This window comes from Gracilibacillus sp. D59 (assembly GCF_052246695.1).
Taxonomy (GTDB): Bacteria; Bacillota; Bacilli; order Bacillales; family Amphibacillaceae; genus Gracilibacillus.
In genome coordinates this window covers 21,216-43,287 of sequence record NZ_JBQQCK010000003.1, presented here as the reverse complement: position 1 = coordinate 43,287, position 22,072 = coordinate 21,216, and the positions used below count along the sequence as shown (strand labels likewise).

Below are 22,072 nucleotides of genomic sequence, written 5' to 3'. Positions count from 1 at the left end.
ACATAGTCCTCATTAAATTCAATAGTATGTATATTTCATAAATGAAAAGCAATACGTGATTCAATTAACTCAACCTTTTAATAATTTGATCAACCCTCTCAACCTCCCCAAACGGATCCTTCCACCAATTCCGACTCCAAACCCTCTCAATCTTCCACCCTTTCGACTTTAAAAACCGTTGTCTGTAAATATCCCGTTCTCTTGCTACCGGCGAACTATGATACATCGCCCCATCACATTCAATTCCTAACACATACTTGCTCGGATCATTTGGATCGACTACCGCTAAATCAATCCGATAACCGGACATCCCTACTTGTGTATCAACGGTGTAGCCGATTTCCGTTAGTTTTTCATATACTTCTTCTTCAAATGGCGAATCAAATTGCAGGCTTCCCTCTTGTTTTACCGTATTGACTTCCCCACTTAGATTCGTCAACGTGGCTTCAATGGAGTTCTTTTTCAAACCGGAAACAGCTTGTGCGTATTCCATATATGCTTTTAACAGTTTCGGCCCAATATTTTTGGCGTTGGTGACATTCAGTTCATGTGGCTCAATACTGGATACTAAATGAATTTCTTGTTTGGCGCGTGTTACCGCAACATTTAAACGGTTTTCGCCACCTTCTTGTCCAAGTGTACCAAAGCGGTTATAGACTTTTCCTTCTTTATTTTTGGCATAGGCGATCGAGAAAATAATGATATCTCGTTCATCACCTTGGACATTTTCAATATTCTTTACAAAGATTCTTTCATCTAAGTCACGACTCATGACCTGGTCATAGATAACAGCAAATTCTGCATCTTCTTCACTAAAGCGATCGATGGCATCTTCAATGGCCGCTTGTTGTTTGGCATTAAAGGTAATGATTCCAATCGTTTTCGATGCATCTTCAATTAATTTCTGTTTCAACAGCTTTACAACATCTTCTGCTTCCACGGTATTTTGCTGATTGATCCATCTTCCATTGGATTCATGCCATTGAATCGCTGCTGGGTCTTGCAAGTGATTGACGTTTGGAGCAATCTGCATATGGCCATGATAAAATGCGTGATTAGAAAAATTTATCAATTCTTCTGATTTCGAACGGTAATGCCATTCTAATAAACTACTCGGCAAGATACGTTTGGCTAAATTCAGCAAGCTCTGTGATTCTTCAAATTCTTCTTGCTCCTCATCTTCATCTGAATCGACTGACCCTTTAAAAAGGGAGGAAGGTGGAAGCTGTTGTTCATCTCCCGCTACTACCACTTTATTACCTCTATAAATGGATGGCATGCCATTTTCCACTGTACACTGTGATGCTTCATCAAAAATAACTAGGTCAAATATTTTTTCTTCTAATGGAAAAATGGCGGAAGCGATCTCTGGTGATACTAACCAGACGGGAATGACATCTAGTAATCCTTTTAAGGCAAATTCGTTTACTAAACGACGAACCGGCCAGAGTTGACGCTTTTTCCCTGTTTGATAAATCATGTCTTTTACAGCTTTCGGATTTTCTGCTTTTACTTCTGCAATCATTTGATGCATTTGATTTTGCAGTAAATCAATCGTCAGACTCTGTTTTTTCTGTAATAACTCTTTTAATTCCTCTGTTAAATGCTGAAAGTTACCTGTCCCGATCATGGCAATCTCCGGATACTTTCTTTCTATTTGATCGATCCAGTGAATGTATGCTGATTGTTTAGCTACTTCTGCCCATTCTTCTGCCAGGTTTCCACTGTCCGTTAAATTGCGTTCTATTAATCGATCAATTAACTGTTGCACTTCCTTAGCACTATGGTCATATAAACGATCCATTTCACGTAATTCATCAAAGAATTCTTTTATATATGTTTGTTTCTTTTTTAACACTTCTAACGGAATATCACCTTTTGATATCCGTGTTTTTAGACTTTTAATAGAATCCGCTGAAAAATACGGATCTAATTTCTCTAATTGTTTGAATAACCCTTCTGTTGCTTGGGATAAGTCATAAAGAATCGTTAAACTTTCTTTTAATTTGGGCCATTCTTTTGAGGACAAGCCACTGAACTTTTCACCGTCCAGCAATTCTTCAATAATCGTTTTACCGGTAAAACTTGTCCATAACCATAATCGTAGTTTCTGCAGTGTCTTTTTGTCCTCTGCATGTAAGTCATCATAGATTTTTTCAAGCTTTTTATCGATTTGGCGACTATATGCCGGTGTAATATCTTTATCATCAAAATGCTCTAAATGGTTGATACTCTGTTCCGCCTCATTAAGGGCGCCATCCAATATTTCGATGAGTTGAATGCGATCCTTTAATTGCATATCAGTAAAAGATGTCCGGTCCTGGACAGGGTTATCTTTTCCAAATGTCGCATAATAACTGCCATAGGTACTCACTTTTCTTAAAATGTCTGCTAGATTTTGTTTGTTAAGCTCTTCCAAAATACCTTCTAACGGGATCATTTTATCTTGTTCTTTCGCAGTTTTACTCAACCCATATAAATCGTAAGCTCTAAAGCCATGAGGCTGCACTTCAAATAATGCTTTCGCTATTTTATCTAGTTTATCTTCCGTACTAATAATTTTCTGAGATAATTGATCAAATGCTTGCTGGAGATCTTGGTATGAATGATCACGATTTAGTTGTACATTTAATTTTTGATAAAAGGTTTTACGATCGTTCTTCTCATCATGGAGTAATGCTACATTGGATGACAGATTAAGTGCATCTAACCGTTGATAGACGACATCTAATGCTGCCCGCTTTTGGGTAACAAGCATCACCCGCTGCCCTTTTGCTATTGCATTGGAGATCATATTAACGATCACTTGTGATTTCCCTGTACCTGGTGGGCCATGGACAACCATACCTTTTTCGTGATCAAGTGCATCCAGTATTTTTTCTTGAGAGGCATCCGTATCAAGTACATAATACTTATTTTTCTCTTGTGCTAGTTTTTCTTGAAAGGATTGATCTTTATTAGAGGGTAGATTATCTACTTCTTCACCTGTTTCCTGGACTTTGATATCTAGAAATTCGGAGACCACCCCTAAATCTTCTTGTCCTTGTGCGAGCATTTCGACAAACTTTTCATAATCGCTTAAAATAGCTGAATTCCCTTGTGGAAAATGCCCAACTACTGCTTGTTGATTTAGACGGAATGATCCTTTATTAAATGTTGGAATCGTATCTTTCGTATACTCTTCGACTGTAGCTAATTGGTCAGACGTATTTGCTGTTATTGTAAAGTCATGATCAGCTAACCATCTGCTCCACTTTTCGATATTGATTGATGTCGCTTCGGTTTCTGCTTCCTCAAACAAAGACTCTGGTACGTGAATATTACTTAACTTTTGTAACGCCAGGAATAGTGTTCGATTCAGTTGTGGGGCTTGATCACTTATTGGCTCCACATGCCATTCCACACCACTTCGCTTCTTTCTTTCCAATCGAACGGGATATAAAAACAATGGAGCTCTGACATATGTACCATCTGATATGGCGCCTTCCATCATCGGATAGCCTAGATAAAGATCGTAAAGACCTGTTTCCTCTTCGATAGAACGAATATTACGAAAAAGAGTTGTTAGTTTGCGTGAGAATGACAATTCTACCTGATTATTCGCTTTCTCTTTGGCAATCAGTTGTGATTTATTATTCGTGAGGGCTTTCAATATATCGATCGGACTTTTTTCTACTTTGGTTAGATCACTTAAATCAAACGTCCATTTATTGTACAATTTCAGCAAACGGATCGAACGGTTGCTTCTGCTTATATCATTTAACCGGTCACTTAATACCTGTAATTTACTCTTCATTATTTACCACCCAATTTTTAACATGTAAGATGGTGCTATTATACTATAGTTGGTAGGGGGAATAAAGGAGTGGGTGATTAGGACGTTGGAAGTTAATAGTTAAGCACATGATTTTTATGTAGTGAATGCGCTAAACCCTTGCTATCACAGTAATTAATATTAAAAAACTAAAGAAACAAACACAACTATTTGGTATAATAGATGCTAGGTACTCATTCGACAACTTTAACTAAAGGATAGGGTGGTTGGTGTTATCCCCGAAAGGGGGTGATGCCATGACGACGTTCCAGGCTTTGACGATCATGATTTCGTTTTCAATGATGATTATCGCGCTGATTGCAGTCGTTGTTGCTATTTTGAACGCAAAAAAATAGCCCCCCTGTTCAGCAAAATGGGTAAGGGCTATTTTCTGGTCATGAACTAGATAACGCCAATCCCCTATTCAAAGAATGGGTATCTAGGGACCGCAGCACCAACTGCGGTCTTTTTTTAATATACGTTTTCTTATTATTTAGTATACCACATTTTTGCGAAAAATACACCGGTTCACGTGCGATTAAGTTGCTCAAAATCGTTTTGCCAAGGTGAGGGAACAAATAATGCCTGTCCCTATACTTGCCGAATTCGGTTTTTTACTGATGAGGACAGACACTTGTAAGCTATTTCTCTTCTCGCTTTTCTGCTAAGTCTACCGCAAGTTGATTTGTGCGTTGTTTATTTAACGGATATACAAAAAATACGAGTAAAAATACTAAAATATACATAATCCCTGGTACAAGAGTTGCTACCGTATAGATACCATCTTGTACTGCTTCGGTTTGTGATGGTGCACCTTCTTTATATCCGATAATTGCAAGCGCGTATCCACCAAGACCACCAGCAAATGCTTGACCTACTTTACGAGCAAAGGAATACACTGCATAAACCGTTCCATCTTCACGTTCTCCAGTTAAGTATTCTTGATAATCAATTGCATCTGTAACAAATGCCCAGATAACCAAATTAAACAAACCGAAACCTAGTAGACCAATTCCATTTAAAATTAAAAACATTGTTAAAGAAATATTTGATATTAGATAAAGTACAATATACATGGTACCCGAAAACAGCATTCCACTTGCGGCTATTTCCTTCTTCCCAAATTTCCCAACTAAAGGTTTTAACACTGGCATCATAAGGAATACAGCAGCTGCTTGAATAATACCAAATATACTCATAGTAGATGCGCTGCCAAAGTAGTCTTTAAATAAATAAACATTAATCGTACCTACTAATAACATACACATCAAAAATAATAACGACGCGATTAGAATAGTTATTAACGGTTTATTTTTTCCGAGTGCCTTAAACGTTTGACCGATGCTAACTCCCGCACCTGGTTGTCTATCAGGATTTACAATTCTCTCTCTTGATAACTTCACACATCCCATATAGCAAGCAAGGGCTAAAACACTAAACACAGCAGCTGTCATGAACATCCTGTTTGCAGAAAGCTCATTATCAACAAACACAATTAATGGTGCAAGAGCGTTAATAAATAAGTTAGCCATCATTGCGCCCATCGTTCTCCAACCAGACAGTTGTGTTCGGTGAACGGAATCTCCTGAGATAACTGCTGCCATTGAACCATAGGGAATATTAACGGAGGTATATAACATTCCGTACAAAATATACGTTACATAAGCATAAGCTAAGTAGAAACCTTCCCCCATACCCGGAATATAAGTAAACATTAAAACACATGAAATAATTAGTGGAAAGGACATTCGAAAAATCCATGGTATGAATTTCCCTTTTTGAGTTGTCTTTCTCGAATCGATAAATCGTCCCCATAATACATCTGTCACCGCATCCCATAAACGAGCAACTAAAAAGAGTGTACCTACTGCAGCAGCACTAATACCAAAAACATCTGTATAATACACCATTAAGAAAGCCGTTACAAGTATGAATGAAAAATCATTACCAAAATCACCCAAGAGATAACCTATTTTATCTTTGATGCCAAAAGGTGGAATAGAGCTTGATGTAACCTTTGATCCTTGGCCTTTTGCAGCTGGCTGATTCATAGCGAATCCCTCCAAATTTCCTGATTGGTTTCAAAATATCATAAACTGAATTAATTAAAATAAATTGTTCCAAACGCTTTTTAAGAAAAGCGTTTACAATTTCATAATGATAAAACTTACTTAGTTTGTTTTACTAACAAATTTAAATATATAAAATTTGATTGATAGAAACAAGCTGGTTTGAGCTTTTAGATGAGAGGTACCAAAATAACTTACTTGGGCAAAAAGCAAGCACGATAACGCTGTCACCGTGCTTACTATTTTTATTTCTTGTATCCTAAATGCGGGATACCATTCCAGCGTTCACTTAAATAACGCGCCACCATTTTTGGTTCTCTCGCTCTGGTGAATACGCCTTTTTTATTCCCTTGGACACGCATAATACCAAATTTTGTTTGAAAATCAGCGAAGTTCCATAATTGTTCTCCAACAAAATTCGGGATTTCATCAAACACTTTGTGATTCATGCGATAATATTCTTCTTGGAACTCTTCACTAAATGGTTCACCATAGGCACTGTGGAATCCAGCTACCGTGTCAGCACCGTATTCGGTGTACATGATTGGCTTTTCAGGATATTTTTTCTGCCACTCTAAGAGCTCTTGCCGTGTCTGTTCTTCGGCAGTCTCTAAATCACCATTTTTTACATACCAGCCGTAGTAACGGTTCAATGCAATTACATCATATAAATCATCACATTTATCCGTCTTAGGTGTTGCCATCATAATCGTCACATTTGTTAATGGACGATTTTGCGGGTCTAATTCTCGGGCTAAGTTAAACAAAGGTTCAAAGTATTCACGAGAACCTGTTGAATATGTCGCTGCTTCATTGGCAATCGACCACATTACTACAGATGGATGGTTTTTATCACGGTCAATCAATTCCCGTATTACTTGTTCATGTGCTTCAGACGTGTTCATTAGCTCCCATGTATCATCGTTAAAATCTCCACCTTTTTCTAGGATAGATACATCAAAGTTGAAGGCTGCCATAATTCCAACGGCAGGTGTTTCATCAATTACAACTATTCCTTCACGATCACATAAACGCATCATTTCTTCAGAATATGGATAATGAGAGGTCCGAAAAGAGTTTGCTCCCATATCTTTCATCAAGTTAAGATCATGGACATTATACGCTTCGTCCAGGCCACGCCCGCGAATAAATGTATCTTCATGCTTACCGAAACCTTTGAAGTAAAACGATTGACCGTTGATTAGAAATTTGCCATTTTTCACTTCTATTTTACGCACACCAAATGCTTCCTCATAAACATCCTCTACCTTGTTGTTTTTAATACCTTCAATTTTTGCTGTATAAAGGTACGCATTCAAAGGTTGCCATAATTTTATGTCATTAATCATTACGCTTGTTTGGGTTCCTGTAGCTTGAGCTACTTCATTTCCATCTTCATCTTTAATCGTTACACGGACTTCATCAAACAAACCTCCTGTTTTTATAGAGACGTTTACATTTGCTTGACCTTTCTGCAAATCAACATCTGGTACAATGACAACATCATCAATATAGTTGTGCGGTGTTGAATAGATTTTAACTGGTCGTTGGAGGCCAGCATAATTAAAGAAGTCAAAGTTTTCATCTACATTACGGACGATTTTTCCATTCTTATCTTTTGTTTCACTATAGTTACCAACTGGCAAAGTTGTATGATCTAATATATTACTTAAACGAACGGTCAAACGGTTTACACCTGGTACTAAGAAGTCATTGATTTCCACTTCAAATGGGGTAAATCCACCTTTATGCTCGGTAGCAAGTTTTCCGTTGATATACACCCATGCTTGGTGTGTAGCAGACCCAAAGCGTAATACTAACCTTTCATCACATAATGCTCTTGCGATTGTAAAATTACGCTCATACCACACAAATCCTGTGTGTTCGCGAATTTTTTGTGAAACAGCTTGATCATTAAACGCAGCAGGAACTGCCACCGATTCACTTGTTGGTAACGGCTGGTCCACATCTATTTCATTCACTTCTTCATCAATGGTAAATTTCCATAATCCGCTTAAATCTAAAACAACACGACTAGCTGTATCTATTGGATATAACATTTATTTTTCCTCCATTTCTCTATGTGCTTACGAGAAGTATAAAAGAAAACGCTCTCCTGTTCTCGCATTATTATTGCTTCATTAGCATTATTATTGCTTTATTGCACATTTTCTCGTACATTTGAAAGAAAGATAGAAAGGGGAAAGCATATGAAACTTGGAGATGTAGAAAAGATTTGTCAGATGATCCACTCGGTCATAAAACTTGATATCCGTTTTTTTGATTTAGATAGAAAGACACATGTTCAATTTGTGAACCACTTATTCCCTGTCGTGTTAGACACTCCTGAGTCAGAGTTTGTACCGGTGATGGAGATCTTGCAGCAGCAACCTTCTTATCATTCTTATCACCATGTCAATAACTTTGGTCTTGAGTATATTGCAGTTGGTGTGTGGGAAAACCACTCTTTTCAAGGCTGCCTTCTGATCGGTCCGTTTGTCTCTGGTTTTTCCATTTTGGACTTGATCAAAGATGCGATTGCTGACAATAAACTGCCAATCAGTGAACGAAAACACTTAGAACAGTTTTACCAATCCTTGCCCGTTTTCAGTACTACAGAGTGCGAAAGTATCGGCGCGATGATTATCAATCTATGTGAACATGGGTTAATCGAGGCAAAACAGACCGTATCAACCATACCAAAACCAACCGTTAATCGTTTATTTTCAAAAACGGGTATTGAAGAAAATACAAGAATCATTGAACATCGTTATCAACACCAGAACAAGCTGATGAACGCAATTTCAAAAGGGGATAAGGTAGCAGTAAATTATTTGACCCATTCCAATTCCTTTATCTTAACCTTTTCAGACCGTATTCCCGGTAGTCCGATTCGTTCTGCAAAAAATATTTCCTTTACTTCTAATACGTTATTCCGACTGGCAGCAGAACGAAGTGGAGTACACCCTGTTTATCTTCACAATATATCAGAACGGTTCGCCATTTTAATCGAACGTACCACAACGCTCCCTAAATTAGAAAAGCTTACTATATTAATGGCAAATGAATACTGTGACTTGGTTAATACCTTTTCAACTGGACAATTCAGTCTAATTGTCAAAAAGGCCGTTGACTACATTCAATTACACTTAGAGGAAGACTTAACCTTAAAACATATTGCCGAACAGATACATGTTAACCCTTCCCATCTATCTCGAAAATTTAAAGTAGAAACCCAAATGACCGTCACCAATTTTATTCAGCATAAGCGCGTAGAAGAAGCAAAACTTTATTTACGAAGAGGCTCTATATCTATTACCGATATCGCCTTTATGTTAGGCTTTAATGACCTGAATTATTTTAGTAGAGTATTTAAAAAATGGACCTCCCTCACCCCATCCCAATATGTGAAAACTGAACTTTGGTAAAACGGGGCACTCATCCTGCTCTAAGAGAGTTGTCCTTTTAGAAGGTTTGGCACCATCACTGTTATTACAAAGAAAAACCGTTACTTGAGGACGGCTTTTTCTTTATGTTTGAATAAACGCTAATGGTTAAATTAAGTGTCAAGGTGATTAAAGTCACAGAAAAAGGGGGCTGAACCCTTAAAAGAACAGTTGTTTACGTATAGAGAACGATTTTATCTATTAAAGAGAGAGATCCATTATGTATCACTTTGCCAGTATATTTACCACCTAATAATCCATAATTAATTTTTAGATTGGAAAGATATAAGTAAAATAAACCCCTCCTATAATTAAGAAGGGGTTTATTCATGTGAGAACCTGCTACCATTTCTAATTATTGAGGTTCTATTTCGATCCTATTTTAAAATGTTTCTCTTTCTAAGGTTTTCCATTGTAACCTCATCTACATTTAATATAGACTCGTCTTCAACTGATTCTTTTTCTACATCTTCAGACTTGAGATTAATAGTTAATTCCTTCTTGGTCCATTCGATTGAATCAATTAATTCTGGTACTATCACTATTTTTTTCCCAGGTAACCAATCACCAGTATCGACAATTAAATAATGAATCGCCCATGAATGGTCATCGATAACAAAATCAATGACATTACCAATATCCTCATCGGCGGCTTTAACTGTATAACCAGAAACATGCCCTTTAAGTTCATTTACACTTCTTAAAGAAGGATTATCGTCTTCAACGGATTCATTTTCATTCATGAGCTCACTTGGCTGATAGGCAATTGGAATATCTCCAGGACCCCATAATCCATTTCCGATCCAATAGGGCTGCCAGCCATAGTATGCATGAAGATTTATTTCATTCTTTCTTGAAACAGGCTGATGTTCATCAATTGATGGACTGTCTTTTATTTGCTGCTTTGATGCCAATACAGAGATTTGACCATTTGATGGCTCAACATGATCAAAAGCAACCGGAGACAGTAGCACCTTCATTCCGGGTAACCATTTCAGTGTATCGATAACCAAATAACGTACCGTCCATTTTTCACTATCAAAATATAAGTCTTTTACTTTCCCCAATTCACCGTCTGAGGCCTCTACATTACATGACTCTATTGAACTTGCTTTAAATAGAATAATAAATCCCTCCTAGCACTATTAATCGAATTTTTTTACTATCTTACTTTACATATAACCTGTCTGTTCAATTGTTAAACAATAGGTAGGAGTGCGTGATACTAAGGTTGGTGTTTGAAATCTTCTTTTGACCATTTTAGAAAATATCTTTTCCATTTGAGCTTCGGCATGCTGATACTTTTTTATCCTTTTAAGACTCTTTCTTTTTTTCATAATGGATTTTAAAAAGACAATTAACTTGCAAACGCTTACACATTTATGTTATATTATCATTAAGATAACATAAAGAAGAAGGTGTAGTGCAGTGAATTTTTATGAGAAATTGCCCAACGATTTATTGATTGCTTTCTATTACGAAATAATTAAAACTATTGAGAACGGTATCATTACGAAATCCACATATTATGAATACGGTCTAATAATTTCGGTCATGAACAGAAAAGGTATTCCTATGGATCAAAATGGACGGGATGCAGTCAGCGCATGAAATTATCAATAATGCAATCTGACTTCGAGCGGTAATGCCATTAATAAGTTGCTTGGCAATATCCGTTTGTTAAATTAAGCAGGCTCTGTGATTCCTCAAATTTTTCTTTTTCCCTCATCTTCGTCTGTATCAACTGAAACTTTAAAAAAAGAAGAAGGTGGAAGCTGTTGTTCATCCCCCGCTACGGCACTTTATTGTCTCTGTAAATCGACGCCTCCCATTTTTGACGGTACATTAGGATGCTTGATCAAAAATAACAAGGTCAAATATTTTCACTTCTAATGGAAAGATAATGGAACAGCACCTTGTGATATCTTTGCAGAATTTAGTACATTATTTCATAGAAGTATAAATGTTGTGACGAAATAAAACGATGGTATGCATTAATCCTCACTCTTTGCATAGCACTTTTGTCTTCCTTTAATTTCTTCTAAGAATTGCTGCAGTTGATCCGCTCTAAAAACCACTGAATGGATTAGGCTTGTTTTCCCATAAGAACCTTTTGTATAGACTGGCTCTTTCAATACTATTCGTATTGGGGAGAATCAATTTTTAATAATGAATAGTATGTATTCTTAGTTGTCTTTTCAAATAAGTCATTTTGCTTAGCGTTTAAAATACTCTCCACATTATCAATATCCACCTGAATACTACTCTGATATTCTAAACGAATGATTACACTATCCCGTTCAATCACATACAACAATGCATATATTTAGAATCGTAAAGATCCAAGCGGCTACACTACTCCACATCTCAATCAGAAAGATTTTATCATTATGGCCTTATTCGAATAATGAATAACTAAAAGTGATTCAGTCAAACGACTGGATCATCTTTAGTTTTACTTTTATATAGCATCGTTTACTGTGAACCTGCTAAAAGCATAACCAACATCCATTAATAAGATTCACTATTTTAATGGTTATGACAGTCACTCCATATCCTCTTGCATAAGTGTTCAAAGACTCCCAACCAAATTAATCATACACACCTTATACTTAAATGGTTAAAACAAAATAAAAAATGGTAACCATTATTACTACCATAGCAAAAACTATTTCAATCATTGTACAAAATGCCTGTCTCTACCCGAAATATGTCGAGATTGACAAAATTCGGGTAAGTGACAGGCACCAAAGGTTAAAGATAACAACGAAAGAGCTTGGAGCTTGGCACTCATATCGGACACAGGCCACATGTTAAGTGATGCTGTATCGCTTGGTGTTGGCGTATTGGCATTTGCAGTAAGTGAGCGCGTTGCGAGTTACAGTAAAACTTATGGTTATAAGCGATTTGAAATTTTAGCCGCACTATTTAATGGTGTAACACTCATAGCAATTGCCATTTATATTTTTTTGAAGCTTATCATCGTTTTAAACCTTTTCCCTAATTTGTCCGCTCAGTCTCTAGCTACCCTACCGTCTATGAACCCCTCTTCTAACAGGACAAATTTTTTAACAAAAGTAAAAATTTTTATACTTATTTGCCAATTCACACACTTTGTACAAATATTTTTATTACTTAAGTAAATTTTATTTCTTCTCAATGATACTTACTATACATGTAAACACTTACAGGACTGTGAGTTACACTTTAGTAGGAGGTTTTAAATGAAGAAGTTAATTATATAGATATCGTAGGCAGCACCCTGATTGTAGCACTACTGATTGGGAAACAACATTTTTAAGATCACTATTTGTTTTTTTATATTATTGTTGCTTATTCTTGCTACATGTAGTGATGGTACAGATAGAAATACGAACGGTTCAGAAATATAGTAGACAAAATGATGAAAAATAATGAATAAGAATGGGTTCCCATTCAAGTCTTTACTGAATTTGTAGGTGCTCATCCATTTTTACTCTGTTGGGATTAAAGACTTCAAGAATTTAGAGACAGTCACCCGAATATAAAAGTGAACGTCGAAGAAATTGCTGGCCATGGTACGGTCTGGTACGTCTCTATCTACCATCTGTTATTTCAAAAGGTATCATTGAGGTTGTAACTTGGAATCCAACATTTAATGCAGATTTTATATAACTCAAAAATGGGAGGTATGTATTCATGAGAAAGAAACTAATAACCCTAGCAGTTCTTGGAGCATTAGTTTTAGAAGGAATAGTAAAGATTTATATTTTAAGTTTGAAGACAAGCAGGAAGTAAAAACCACCTTCTCATAAGCCAAAATGTTGTTTCGCCCACTGTTTGAATCTTGTCTCATCAATCTGTTCCTTTGTGGATTTCCCATGAGTCCATTGAGTGAAAGATGTATTCGTTAATGTTATATTCCCATCACTTGTGAGTTGGGTAAATGATCGGTGTTTTGTTAAAAGGTGACCTTTCGGTGTGAACAATAATATTTCTTATTTCATCTAATTCAATTACCCTCCCTACTGATCGTTTAGAATCAAAAGCATAGCCTATTTGCCACTTCCTTCAAAGTAGCAGATTTTATTTTTTTATCTGTCTACTTTGAGGGGAGCATATCACCACTTTCAGATAGACGGATTCGCTGTTATCGTTAAGTCATGATAGCCAACCATCTGCTCCACGCTTCGTTATCGAGCGATGTTGCCTTTGTTTCTGCTTCCTCAAACAAAGACTCCGGTACGTGAATATTGCTTAACTTTTGTAAGGCCAGAAATAACGTACGATTCAGTTGTGGAGCCTGATCACTTATTGGCTCGACATGCCATTCCATACCATTTCGCTTTTTTCTTTCCAATCGAACCGGATATAAAAACAAGGGAGCTCTGACATATGTACCGTCCGACATCGCTCCTTCCATCATTGGGTAGCCCAGATAGAGATCATAAAGTCCTGTCTCCTCTTCAATCGAACGAATATTACGAAAAAGCGTCGTTAATCTCCGTGAGAGCGACAATTCTACCTGATTATCCGCCTTTGCTTTGGTGAAGAGCTTTGATTTATTATCCGTAAGTGCTTTCAATATTTCCATCGGATCTTTCTCTATTTTAGTTAGCTCGCTTTCCCCACCTACCATAAGCTGATCGTCTCGATGCCAAAATCTTTTGCATGGTTTTATTTAACAATAGTCAGGAAGTTATTTATGCAAAAGAATTTAAACGAGCAGACATTGCTGGTGGATATCGATAACCTAAAGTAAATGAAGCTGAAAAGGAAAATCCTAACTTATAAGGACAGGTCATCTTAAAGCAGCTTTCTCAGCTGCTTTTTCTTCAATTTCCTCCCTTAACGAGGGACGGCCTGTGACTCCTTTTTCTCGACTCATTACCTTATTTGTACATAGAAGCTATCATTATCTATCGTAAACTCCAAAATCAAAAAAAGCATTAGAACATTGATATAACAACATTCTAACGCAAAATAATCATTTAAAAATCAGCCTAAGTTTAGCTTTGTTTATACGTAGTTGGTCATGTATGGTCTCTTTACTCTCTTCCTTTTGTACGCTGATTTATTGCATCTATATCATAAGGATAGCTTACAAACAATTCACTCGCTTTATTTAAGCGATCTAGTTGATCATTTGTTAAAGACCATCCAGCAGAACCTAAGTTAGCTTCAAGCTGCTCCATTGTACGTGCACCGATAATTGGTGCAGTAACACCACGGCTGTTCAGAAGCCAGTTTATTGCTGCCTGAGCCGGAGTCCTACCCGCTTCTTCTGCAACGCTATATAACGTATCTAACAAATTCCAAGTAAAATCGTTATTGTACTTATTCCATGTCTCGCTATACCCTTTTTCTTCAGCAACTGATATACGAGAATTTTCTGGTGGCTTAACCATGTCACGTGTGAACTTCCCGCTTAACCACCCTCCGCGAAGTGGGCTCCATGGGATGACGCCTAACCCTTCATTTTCACAAACATCAATTAATTCGTATTCGGTAGCGCGACATAGCAAATTGTATTGAGGTTGTAGGCAAACAAACTGTTCCCAGCCTTTTTGTTTACTTATGTCTATTGCTTTTTGAAGCTGCCAGCCTTTAAAGTTACTTGCCCCAATGTAACGTACAAGACCTTCACGAACAAGATCATTTAATGTGCTTAACGTTTCTTCTAAAGGTGTTCGAGGATCCCATGCGTGAACCTGATAAAGGTCGATATAATCAGTTCCAAGGCGGCGTAGACTTTCTTTTACACCGGAGATAATATGTTTTCTACTCAGACCAATATCATTCGGTCCTTCTCCCATAGGGAAACGAACTTTTGTTGCGACAACATAGTCATCACGATTTTGATTCTTTAACCACTTACCGACGATTTCTTCAGAACCCCCACGTGAATAGACATCTGCTGTATCAATAAAATTCCCGCCTTCTTCAACATAACGATCTAAAATGCTAAAACTATCTTTTTCACTCGTTTCACGACCTAATGTCATTGTACCAAGACAAAGCTCACTTACTCGTAAACCCGTTTTCCCTAGATAACGATATTCCATTGATTCTCCACTCCTCGTATAATAGTTAATTTTAGGCCAGGGACACCATTCCTGGCCCTATGTCCTAATGCCAGTTCGTTCGTCCTTTTACCAAATAGGTATAAATCCATCAATTTCTTTTAAAATCGATTCAATTTCAGTTAATACATCATTAGAAAGTTCAACTTCAGAGGCTTTCACATTTTCAGTTACCTGTTCAGGGCGGCTTGCTCCAACAATTGCAGAGCTAACTCCGGGTTGTCTTAATATCCAGGCAACGGCCAATTGGGATAATTTAATACCTAAATCACTTGCAATTCCTTCTAAACGGGCAACTCGTTGTAACACATCATCATTTAAATAACTTTTAATCCAACGATTGATGTTTTCATTTGCTGCACGAGTGTCGGAAGGGATTTCTTGACCTGGTTTATATTTACCTGTAAGAATTCCTTGGGCTAAAGGTGAAAAAACAACTTGTCCAATCCCTGCTTTTTCAGAAACAGGTAAAACTTCTTTTTCGATATAGCGTACAAGCATGTTATAAATTGGTTGATTGGAAACGAGTGGTCGTAGATTTTTTTCTTTTGTTATGTGTACAGCATCCGTAATCTGTGCTGCAGTCCATTCACTAACACCGTAATATAAGATTTTTCCTTGCTGAACTAAATCATCTAATGCACGTAATGTTTCTTCTGTTGGTGTTTCTTCATCAAATCGGTGACATTGATAAAGATCAAGATAATCAACACCTAATCGTTTTAAGCTCGCATCGCATTGTTCAATGATGTGCTTTCGTGAAAGGCCTCGATCATTCGGACCATCTCCCATAGGAAAAAATACTTTTGTAGCAAGCACATAGCTTTCTCTAGAAAAAGATTTAAGGGCTTCACCAACGACTTTTTCAGATTCGCCACGATTGTATGCGTTTGCGGTGTCGAAAAAATTAATACCCTGTTCATAAGCCTGGTGAATACAATCAATGGCATTTTGGTTCCCGATCGTTTCTCCATAAGTTAGCCAGCTACCAAGTCCAATTTCACTAACTTTCAACCCACTATTACCTAAACGACGATATTTCATTCTGAGACACTCCTGTCATGATTTTTAGTTTATTTTCAAAAATTTTGATCCTAGAGAAGTTTACTTCTTTTTCACTTCGATTCCTGCTAATTCTTCATAACATTTTATTATTGCGCTCATATCTTCTTCCCCAAATCCTTTTGCTCTTGCCATTTGAAACATTTCTTTTACTAAGGATAAAACAGTGGTCGGTAGTTCCAGTTCTTTTGCAACATCAGCTGCTAATCCTAGATCTTTATAAATAAGATCAGTCATAAAATGAGGAGAAAAATCTCTACTTAATACTTTCGGACCTTTATTATCCATCATCCCGCTTCTAGCACCACCGCCACTGACGACTTTTATAAATAGCTCTGGGTCAACCCCAGATTTTGCTGCCATCGTGATGGCTTCAGAAAAGGATAGTAGATTAATAGCACCCATTGTATTATTAGCTAATTTCGTATAGGAACCTGCCCCATTGTCCCCCATATAATATGCTTGTTTTCCCATCACATAAAATAGAGGCTCACATTTTTCATAAACTTCTTTCTTTCCTCCAACCATAAAAGTTAATATACCTTCAATGGCTTGAGGTTCACTACCTGTAACAGGTGCATCTAACATTTCAATGCCCTCATTCAAAAGGGTAGCTGCTACTTTTTTACTTGTATTCGGTGAGATTGTACTGCTATCAACAACAATTAAGCCGGCATGTGCTCCTTTAATAATGCCTGTTTCGCCTAAAATAACTTCTTCAACAGCCTGATCCGCAGTTAGCATAGTGAAAACAACGTCGCTTTTTTCAGCAACTTCTTTAGGTGAGGATGTAATGATTGCTCCTTCTTTTTCAAGGGAGTCGGCTTTATTTCTCGTACGATTATACACAATAATTTCATAGCCGTTGTTTAATAAATGCCCTGCCATTGGAAGGCCCATTGTACCTAAACCGATAAAGCCAATTTTTTTCATTTATATCCTCCTTTTATTTTAAGATAAGTAAAATTTATGCTTCGCTGTCTAGATCCAGCACCTATCCTCTCTATGTGACAAAAAGCATCCATATAGGATAGTCCTATTGCCCTAGGGTGACTAAAGCGCTTGTGCTTTTCTTATGTGTTAAGTGATTCTACTTGAACATAGCTTCTCCATGAATGAATAGGTTGCCAGTTTAGTAGTTCTTTCGCTTTTTTATTGTTTAATAGACTTACAAAGCCATCAAGGTCTTCACGAATATCTGTTACATTTGGAAATACCTTTGTCATTAATTCTTTACTTTCAATATCCATGCTCGTTTCATCAGCAGCAATGTTTAATGGAACTGCCCCTAAACCATCTGTTTCAACAGCTAAACGAAATGCACTGGCAGCGTCTCTTGTATCAATATAGCTCCAAAGGATCCGCTTGCGTTGTTCTGGATCATGGATGAACCCAGGGAAGTTATCGTACATTTCCGGAGAAATGACGTTTCCTAATCGCATGGAAACTACTTGCATTCCAGTTCTGTTATGTATCATTTCAGCAGTTTTTTCATTTGCAATCTTAGACAGTCCATAGCTGTCCTGTGGTAATTGAGGATGTGCTTCATCCATTGGAACATATTGTGGTTCTAGCTCATTTATTGCAAAACAAATACCATAGGAGGATTCACTAGAAGAGATTACAGCCTTTTTAATTCCTAAATTGCCGGCTGCTTCAAGAATGTTATAGGTCGACATCACATTATTTTGAAATGTCACCTCATTCGGATGAGAATAAGCTACTGGAATAGCGGCAGTGTGAACGACTGCATCAGCATCCGCTAATACCCCGTATACTTCACCAAGGTTCGTTAAATCTGTGATTACGGTCTTACATAAAGCTTCTTTTGGATGTTTAACGTCTGCATTTACTACTTCATAACCATGATCTAAAAACTCTTTAATTACCCATGGCCCAAGAAGGCCGCTTCCACCTGTTACAACAACTTTTTTCATTCTTATCCTCCTAATTCATTCTATTGATTATTAAGTAAATTAATAACCTTGTATTTTAAGTATAAATAGTAAAGCTATCCATTTAAAGTACTGAATTATTTTTGATATAATAATAAATAGGTTATGTAATATAAAATTTATAGTAACTATCACCAGTGTGGGGGAGGGATTTAAGTGGAAAATGTAGTAGAACAAAACATGGAATGTTCCATTGAAAAAGCACTTAATATTATCGGGGGGAAATGGTCATTTCTAGTGTTACGAGAATTATTTGAAGGAACGAAACGATTTGGAGAATTACAAAAAGCGATTCATAACATTAGTCCAAAAGCATTAACAGATACGTTGCGTCATTTAGAAAAAAATGAAATCGTTATCAGAAAGGCCTACCCAACCGTACCTGTAACGGTTGAATATTCATTAACCAAAAAAGGGCATGCCTTACATAAAATCATTAAAGAAATGAAATTATGGGGTGCTCAATGGACGTAATATAAAGTGGCTGTCCTAAAAAAGCTCTTTTAAACACAGGATGGGACATAACTAGAAGAAAATAAGAACAAAAACTCGGGGTGCCTTGATCATCCTCGGGCAAATAGGAAGAGATTCAATGTGACGTTCTTTGTCACATTGAGTTTCTTCTAAGCTCTACATAGAGTTTAATTCATACTTTCTCCCAAATTAAAAGGAGACATTTTCTGGAAGTCTTTTTAAAAAAGTATTCCTTTTTTCTATCTACTTACTTTATTGGCATTTATCAAAATATGGGGAACACTATAAAAAGAGGCACTACCATCGCTAGAAGCACCAAAAAAATTAAATGCCAATCGAATTAATTCAAGTGTCCGACTTGCAATTGAAACTTTGGAACAAAAAACTACCACAAGAATATAGTTGAGTATATTATTTATGCTCTTGCCGTTGGAGTGGCTCTGAATGCATTTACAGTCTTGTCCATAACAACCTGCGCATCACTTCCCGAATCAAGAATCGTATTTTGAAGCGATTCTTTTTCCACCAATACTGTTGTTACGGTAATCCGCTCTGATGCTTCGGTAGTCAACAAAGCGTCTACTTGCGCAGAGAAACAAGAATCACTTATTTTGGCATGAACCTCCGTGGCAACAACATGATTATTAGATATATAATTTCCATTACCCGAAACAATCCGTATGATTACAGGTGTAACACCTACCGGCTTGATGTTCTCAGTATTAATTAATTTAGAAAAGTGATTAGCAATTATAGAATTATTATTGCCACTGATATAGAGGAGACCATACAAATCATCTAAACCATTGTCTGTTCCCTGAAAAGGTGCCCAAGGTTCATGGTCACGTAAAAAGTGATTTGAAGAAACCAAGTTTTCCGAACAATTTCCCCTGAATACCACCATTCCTGGATAAAATGAATGAAGTCTATTATTTGTGATACTAGAACGTGTCACACCATCAAAATAGATACTGCTCGCACCTCGTGGAAAAACATTATTCGCTGTAATCAATAGTCCACCAAAATTTTGAGCGTAAATTGAATATCCTTTAAAACCGGCTCCTATCAAGTTATCGGTTATTTTTGAAGCCTGTCCCCAACCTCGTAGTTCTATACAGTTACCACATTCGGCTATGAAATTATCATGTATAGTCAGTGCATCTGCATGATAAATAGTAATTCCATGCTCTAAATACACAAAACCCATGCCTGTAATTCGAAATGAGTCACAAGCACTTGCTACATAAATACCCGTTTTCCCATTAGTGTAAGAGTTTTCCGGAGTTGTTTCTCCTGAACCATCTTCAATAAAATGCAAACCATCAATACAAAAGTCAGCAAATTCTACCGAACTTATTCGGGGGTTTCCACTTCGTTCAATAAAAAATGCAGCTCCTTTATATTCCTCGTCATTTACTGCTAGGGGGGTATCTACAAGTATGCGACTTCCTCCCGGCCACAATTCATGCAAATCCGCCCATTCATTTTCAGGTGTATTGAAACGAATACTCGAAGATGTAAACCCGTGTCCAGAACCCATAATTTTAAGATAACTGATGTCTATAACTACTTGACTGACAAGATGATAATCTCCCGGTGGTATATAGATAACTGCACCCGGTTTTCCACCTTTATTCACATCAGTGTCCGTTTGCCTACCTTTAATATCTGCTATAATGCTATTGATTACCTCACCAATATCCTCATAAGGATTACCGACAGGCCACTCTGTTACGTCGTAATAATTTTTACTAGCCATAAATAAATTCTCCTATCAATTTAGTATGTTTGTCCATAAACTACTTTTTCCTTGATATAGCTGGAAGTAAAGCCTTACGAATTCGTGCTTTTTCTGCAGCTTTTCTGATTATTTTCGCTCAGAAGGATAATTACTTTACAAGAAAAATCAGTATTTTCCTAAAGACTTTATGAGCTCACTCAATTCTTATTATCTTTTAACGCCTTCAAGGCCAATCCAAAGTTACCGATTGTTGCGGAACCGTTGTTTTCAATGCTTGGTCGAACGATGAGTTCTTTTAAATCTGGCGTGGCAACGTAGCCATTGTTAAATTGTTTGAAATACTCGCGAACCTTTGGCATATCCGATTCATGGAGGACTGAACCCCCGAAAACAATTTTCTCTGGTGCCATGTTCACGAAGGTATTGAAGGCAATTTGTCCTGCATAGTAGGAGATAAAATCAAAGACCTTGTGATCTCGAGGGAGTTTTTCTCCTATTATCCCCGTGCGCCCTTCTAGTGTTGGACCAGCAGCAAGGCCTTCAAAGCAATGATTGCTGTGGAAAGGACAACCTCCCGCATACGTATCTTCAGGGTGCGCGATAACCGTCGCATGACCCATTTCAGCGTGGGCGATTCCGCTGATAAACCGCCCATCTTGGAGAGCGCCACCACCGACACCCGTACCAAGCGTGAAATAAACCACCGAATTAGCACTACGCGCAGAACCCTTCGTATACTCTCCGTAAGCCGAAGAATTTACATCCGTGGTGAAATACATCGGGATATCAAAGGCGACTTTCAAGGTTCCTAAGAAATCAAATCCAGACCAATCCGCTTTAGGGGTATTCAGCACATGTCCATAAGTTTTCGATTCTACGTTCACATCGACCGGCCCAAAGGAACCAATGCCAATAGACGCTACCTCAAATTGTTTAAAGAAATTGACCACCTTTGCCAGCGTTTCTTCCGGTTTTGTCGTTGGAAACTGTGTTATTTCCTTCACATTGAAATCGAAATCCGCCACGGCAACAACAAACTTCGTCCCTCCTGCCTCAATCGAGCCTAATAATTTCTCCGTCATTACAACTTTGCTCCTTTTCTTTCACTCATTACTATGAAACTCCTCTTAGAGCGTTACTTTTTTTCATTCATATAAACATCCAGTTAATAGGTTAACTTGCCAATGTTCCCTTATTCATTAGTTGATACAATACGCTAACGGCTTGTTGCGCCAATCCTTCATAAGGTTGTACAACACTTGGAAATGAAGGATACGTCATGTGAGAAACAAAAGAACCATCATACCCAACAAGTTGCAATAATTTTGGAACATTTATTCCTTTTTTCATCGCTTCCCTTAAGAAGGCGATTGCTACTAAATCAACAGAGAAAACACCACCAATATCCGGATATTTCTCCTGTAATTCTTTCGCAACCTGCAAATAACT

18 protein-coding genes are annotated in these 22,072 nt (G+C 37.3%); 6 read left to right on the top strand and 12 right to left on the bottom strand.

All coding sequences use genetic code 11. The features are described from left to right. Positions 1-64: 64 nt before the first annotated feature. The gene (locus ACTWP4_RS06590; protein ID WP_443127969.1) at positions 65-3,796 is read right to left on the bottom strand and encodes an AAA domain-containing protein; all 3,732 of its coding nucleotides are present in this window, start codon (positions 3,794-3,796) and stop codon (positions 65-67) included. 275 nt (positions 3,797-4,071) lie between these two features. Here ACTWP4_RS06590 and ACTWP4_RS06585 point away from each other — a divergent pair, with 275 nt between their 5' ends. After that, complete coding sequence (locus tag ACTWP4_RS06585; protein WP_443127968.1) at positions 4,072-4,170, top strand: putative holin-like toxin; 99 nt, start codon at positions 4,072-4,074, stop codon at positions 4,168-4,170. 285 nt (positions 4,171-4,455) lie between these two features. Here ACTWP4_RS06585 and ACTWP4_RS06580 read toward each other — a convergent pair whose 3' ends face one another. Beyond that, the gene (locus ACTWP4_RS06580) at positions 4,456-5,865 is read right to left on the bottom strand and encodes an MFS transporter (RefSeq protein ID WP_443127967.1); all 1,410 of its coding nucleotides are present in this window, start codon (positions 5,863-5,865) and stop codon (positions 4,456-4,458) included. A 263-nt stretch (positions 5,866-6,128) separates the two neighbouring features. Continuing rightward, on the bottom strand, positions 6,129-7,943 hold the full coding sequence (uidA, locus tag ACTWP4_RS06575; RefSeq protein WP_443127966.1) for a beta-glucuronidase: 1,815 nt from the start codon (positions 7,941-7,943) through the stop codon (positions 6,129-6,131). A 150-nt stretch (positions 7,944-8,093) separates the two neighbouring features. On the opposite strand from uidA, the gene ACTWP4_RS06570 reads away from it, so the two are divergent. Beyond that, positions 8,094-9,311, top strand: a complete 1,218-nt coding sequence (locus tag ACTWP4_RS06570) for a helix-turn-helix domain-containing protein (RefSeq protein WP_443127965.1) — start codon at positions 8,094-8,096, stop codon at positions 9,309-9,311. A gap of 395 nt (positions 9,312-9,706) precedes the next feature. On the opposite strand, the gene ACTWP4_RS06565 is transcribed toward ACTWP4_RS06570, so the two are convergent. After that, positions 9,707-10,453: a PRC-barrel domain-containing protein gene (locus ACTWP4_RS06565; protein WP_443128287.1), complete on the bottom strand. Its 747-nt coding sequence runs from the start codon at positions 10,451-10,453 to the stop codon at positions 9,707-9,709. A 304-nt stretch (positions 10,454-10,757) separates the two neighbouring features. On the opposite strand from ACTWP4_RS06565, the gene ACTWP4_RS06560 reads away from it, so the two are divergent. Continuing rightward, positions 10,758-10,940, top strand: a complete 183-nt coding sequence (locus ACTWP4_RS06560) for a hypothetical protein (RefSeq protein ID WP_443127964.1) — start codon at positions 10,758-10,760, stop codon at positions 10,938-10,940. 1,199 nt (positions 10,941-12,139) lie between these two features. After that, positions 12,140-12,472 (top strand): cation transporter, encoded by a 333-nt coding sequence (locus tag ACTWP4_RS06555; protein ID WP_443127963.1) that lies wholly within the window; start codon positions 12,140-12,142, stop codon positions 12,470-12,472. Between the two features lie 992 nt (positions 12,473-13,464). On the opposite strand, the gene ACTWP4_RS06550 is transcribed toward ACTWP4_RS06555, so the two are convergent. After that, positions 13,465-13,902, bottom strand: a complete 438-nt coding sequence (locus ACTWP4_RS06550; RefSeq protein WP_443127962.1) for a DUF4011 domain-containing protein — start codon at positions 13,900-13,902, stop codon at positions 13,465-13,467. A gap of 77 nt (positions 13,903-13,979) precedes the next feature. Between ACTWP4_RS06550 and ACTWP4_RS06545 the strand changes: the two genes are divergently transcribed. Continuing rightward, a complete protein-coding gene (locus tag ACTWP4_RS06545) occupies positions 13,980-14,060 on the top strand; it encodes a YfhE family protein (protein WP_443128286.1) in 81 nt (26 codons plus the stop codon). A gap of 296 nt (positions 14,061-14,356) precedes the next feature. Here the strand turns inward: ACTWP4_RS06545 and ACTWP4_RS06540 are convergent, their stop codons facing one another. The 4 genes from ACTWP4_RS06540 to ACTWP4_RS06525 form a co-directional block, all read right to left on the bottom strand. After that, entirely contained in the window at positions 14,357-15,373 is a 1,017-nt protein-coding gene (locus ACTWP4_RS06540) for an aldo/keto reductase (protein WP_443127961.1), read from the bottom strand. 87 nt (positions 15,374-15,460) lie between these two features. Then, positions 15,461-16,435: an aldo/keto reductase family protein gene (locus ACTWP4_RS06535; RefSeq protein ID WP_443127960.1), complete on the bottom strand. Its 975-nt coding sequence runs from the start codon at positions 16,433-16,435 to the stop codon at positions 15,461-15,463. 60 nt (positions 16,436-16,495) lie between these two features. Continuing rightward, the gene (locus tag ACTWP4_RS06530; RefSeq protein ID WP_443127959.1) at positions 16,496-17,386 is read right to left on the bottom strand and encodes an NAD(P)-dependent oxidoreductase; all 891 of its coding nucleotides are present in this window, start codon (positions 17,384-17,386) and stop codon (positions 16,496-16,498) included. Between the two features lie 140 nt (positions 17,387-17,526). Continuing rightward, entirely contained in the window at positions 17,527-18,390 is an 864-nt protein-coding gene (locus ACTWP4_RS06525; RefSeq protein ID WP_443127958.1) for an NAD-dependent epimerase/dehydratase family protein, read from the bottom strand. Between the two features lie 198 nt (positions 18,391-18,588). Here ACTWP4_RS06525 and ACTWP4_RS06520 point away from each other — a divergent pair, with 198 nt between their 5' ends. Then, positions 18,589-18,882 carry a winged helix-turn-helix transcriptional regulator gene (locus ACTWP4_RS06520; RefSeq protein WP_443128285.1) on the top strand — a complete coding sequence of 98 codons (294 nt, stop codon included), beginning with the start codon at positions 18,589-18,591 and terminating at the stop codon, positions 18,880-18,882. Positions 18,883-19,297: 415 nt separating this feature from the next. On the opposite strand, the gene ACTWP4_RS06515 is transcribed toward ACTWP4_RS06520, so the two are convergent. From ACTWP4_RS06515 to ACTWP4_RS06505, 3 genes are all read right to left on the bottom strand, one after another. Next, positions 19,298-20,641, bottom strand: a complete 1,344-nt coding sequence (locus tag ACTWP4_RS06515) for a NosD domain-containing protein (RefSeq protein ID WP_443127957.1) — start codon at positions 20,639-20,641, stop codon at positions 19,298-19,300. A gap of 179 nt (positions 20,642-20,820) precedes the next feature. Further along, positions 20,821-21,705 carry an ROK family protein gene (locus ACTWP4_RS06510; RefSeq protein WP_443127956.1) on the bottom strand — a complete coding sequence of 295 codons (885 nt, stop codon included), beginning with the start codon at positions 21,703-21,705 and terminating at the stop codon, positions 20,821-20,823. Between the two features lie 91 nt (positions 21,706-21,796). Beyond that, on the bottom strand, positions 21,797-22,066 hold the full coding sequence (locus ACTWP4_RS06505; protein WP_443127955.1) for a substrate-binding domain-containing protein: 270 nt from the start codon (positions 22,064-22,066) through the stop codon (positions 21,797-21,799). Positions 22,067-22,072 lie beyond the last annotated feature (6 nt).

What these genes read in the sequence shown, in the direction of transcription:
- uidA (WP_443127966.1), bottom strand. Translation starts at nt 7,943, where the DNA reads ATGTTATATCCAATAGATACAGCTAGTCGTGTTGTTTTAGATTTAAGC.
- ACTWP4_RS06535 (WP_443127960.1), bottom strand. Translation starts at nt 16,435, where the DNA reads ATGAAATATCGTCGTTTAGGTAATAGTGGGTTGAAAGTTAGTGAAATT.
- ACTWP4_RS06530 (WP_443127959.1), bottom strand. Translation starts at nt 17,386, where the DNA reads ATGAAAAAAATTGGCTTTATCGGTTTAGGTACAATGGGCCTTCCAATG.
- ACTWP4_RS06520 (WP_443128285.1), top strand. Translation starts at nt 18,589, where the DNA reads ATGGAATGTTCCATTGAAAAAGCACTTAATATTATCGGGGGGAAATGG.
- ACTWP4_RS06510 (WP_443127956.1), bottom strand. Translation starts at nt 21,705, where the DNA reads ATGACGGAGAAATTATTAGGCTCGATTGAGGCAGGAGGGACGAAGTTT.
- ACTWP4_RS06515 (WP_443127957.1), bottom strand. Translation starts at nt 20,641, where the DNA reads ATGGCTAGTAAAAATTATTACGACGTAACAGAGTGGCCTGTCGGTAAT.
- ACTWP4_RS06540 (WP_443127961.1), bottom strand. Translation starts at nt 15,373, where the DNA reads ATGGAATATCGTTATCTAGGGAAAACGGGTTTACGAGTAAGTGAGCTT.
- ACTWP4_RS06550 (WP_443127962.1), bottom strand. Translation starts at nt 13,902, where the DNA reads ATGGAAATATTGAAAGCACTTACGGATAATAAATCAAAGCTCTTCACC.
- ACTWP4_RS06545 (WP_443128286.1), top strand. Translation starts at nt 13,980, where the DNA reads ATGGTTTTATTTAACAATAGTCAGGAAGTTATTTATGCAAAAGAATTT.
- ACTWP4_RS06590 (WP_443127969.1), bottom strand. Translation starts at nt 3,796, where the DNA reads ATGAAGAGTAAATTACAGGTATTAAGTGACCGGTTAAATGATATAAGC.
- ACTWP4_RS06585 (WP_443127968.1), top strand. Translation starts at nt 4,072, where the DNA reads ATGACGACGTTCCAGGCTTTGACGATCATGATTTCGTTTTCAATGATG.
- ACTWP4_RS06570 (WP_443127965.1), top strand. Translation starts at nt 8,094, where the DNA reads ATGAAACTTGGAGATGTAGAAAAGATTTGTCAGATGATCCACTCGGTC.
- ACTWP4_RS06580 (WP_443127967.1), bottom strand. Translation starts at nt 5,865, where the DNA reads ATGAATCAGCCAGCTGCAAAAGGCCAAGGATCAAAGGTTACATCAAGC.
- ACTWP4_RS06555 (WP_443127963.1), top strand. Translation starts at nt 12,140, where the DNA reads ATGTTAAGTGATGCTGTATCGCTTGGTGTTGGCGTATTGGCATTTGCA.
- ACTWP4_RS06525 (WP_443127958.1), bottom strand. Translation starts at nt 18,390, where the DNA reads ATGAAAAAAGTTGTTGTAACAGGTGGAAGCGGCCTTCTTGGGCCATGG.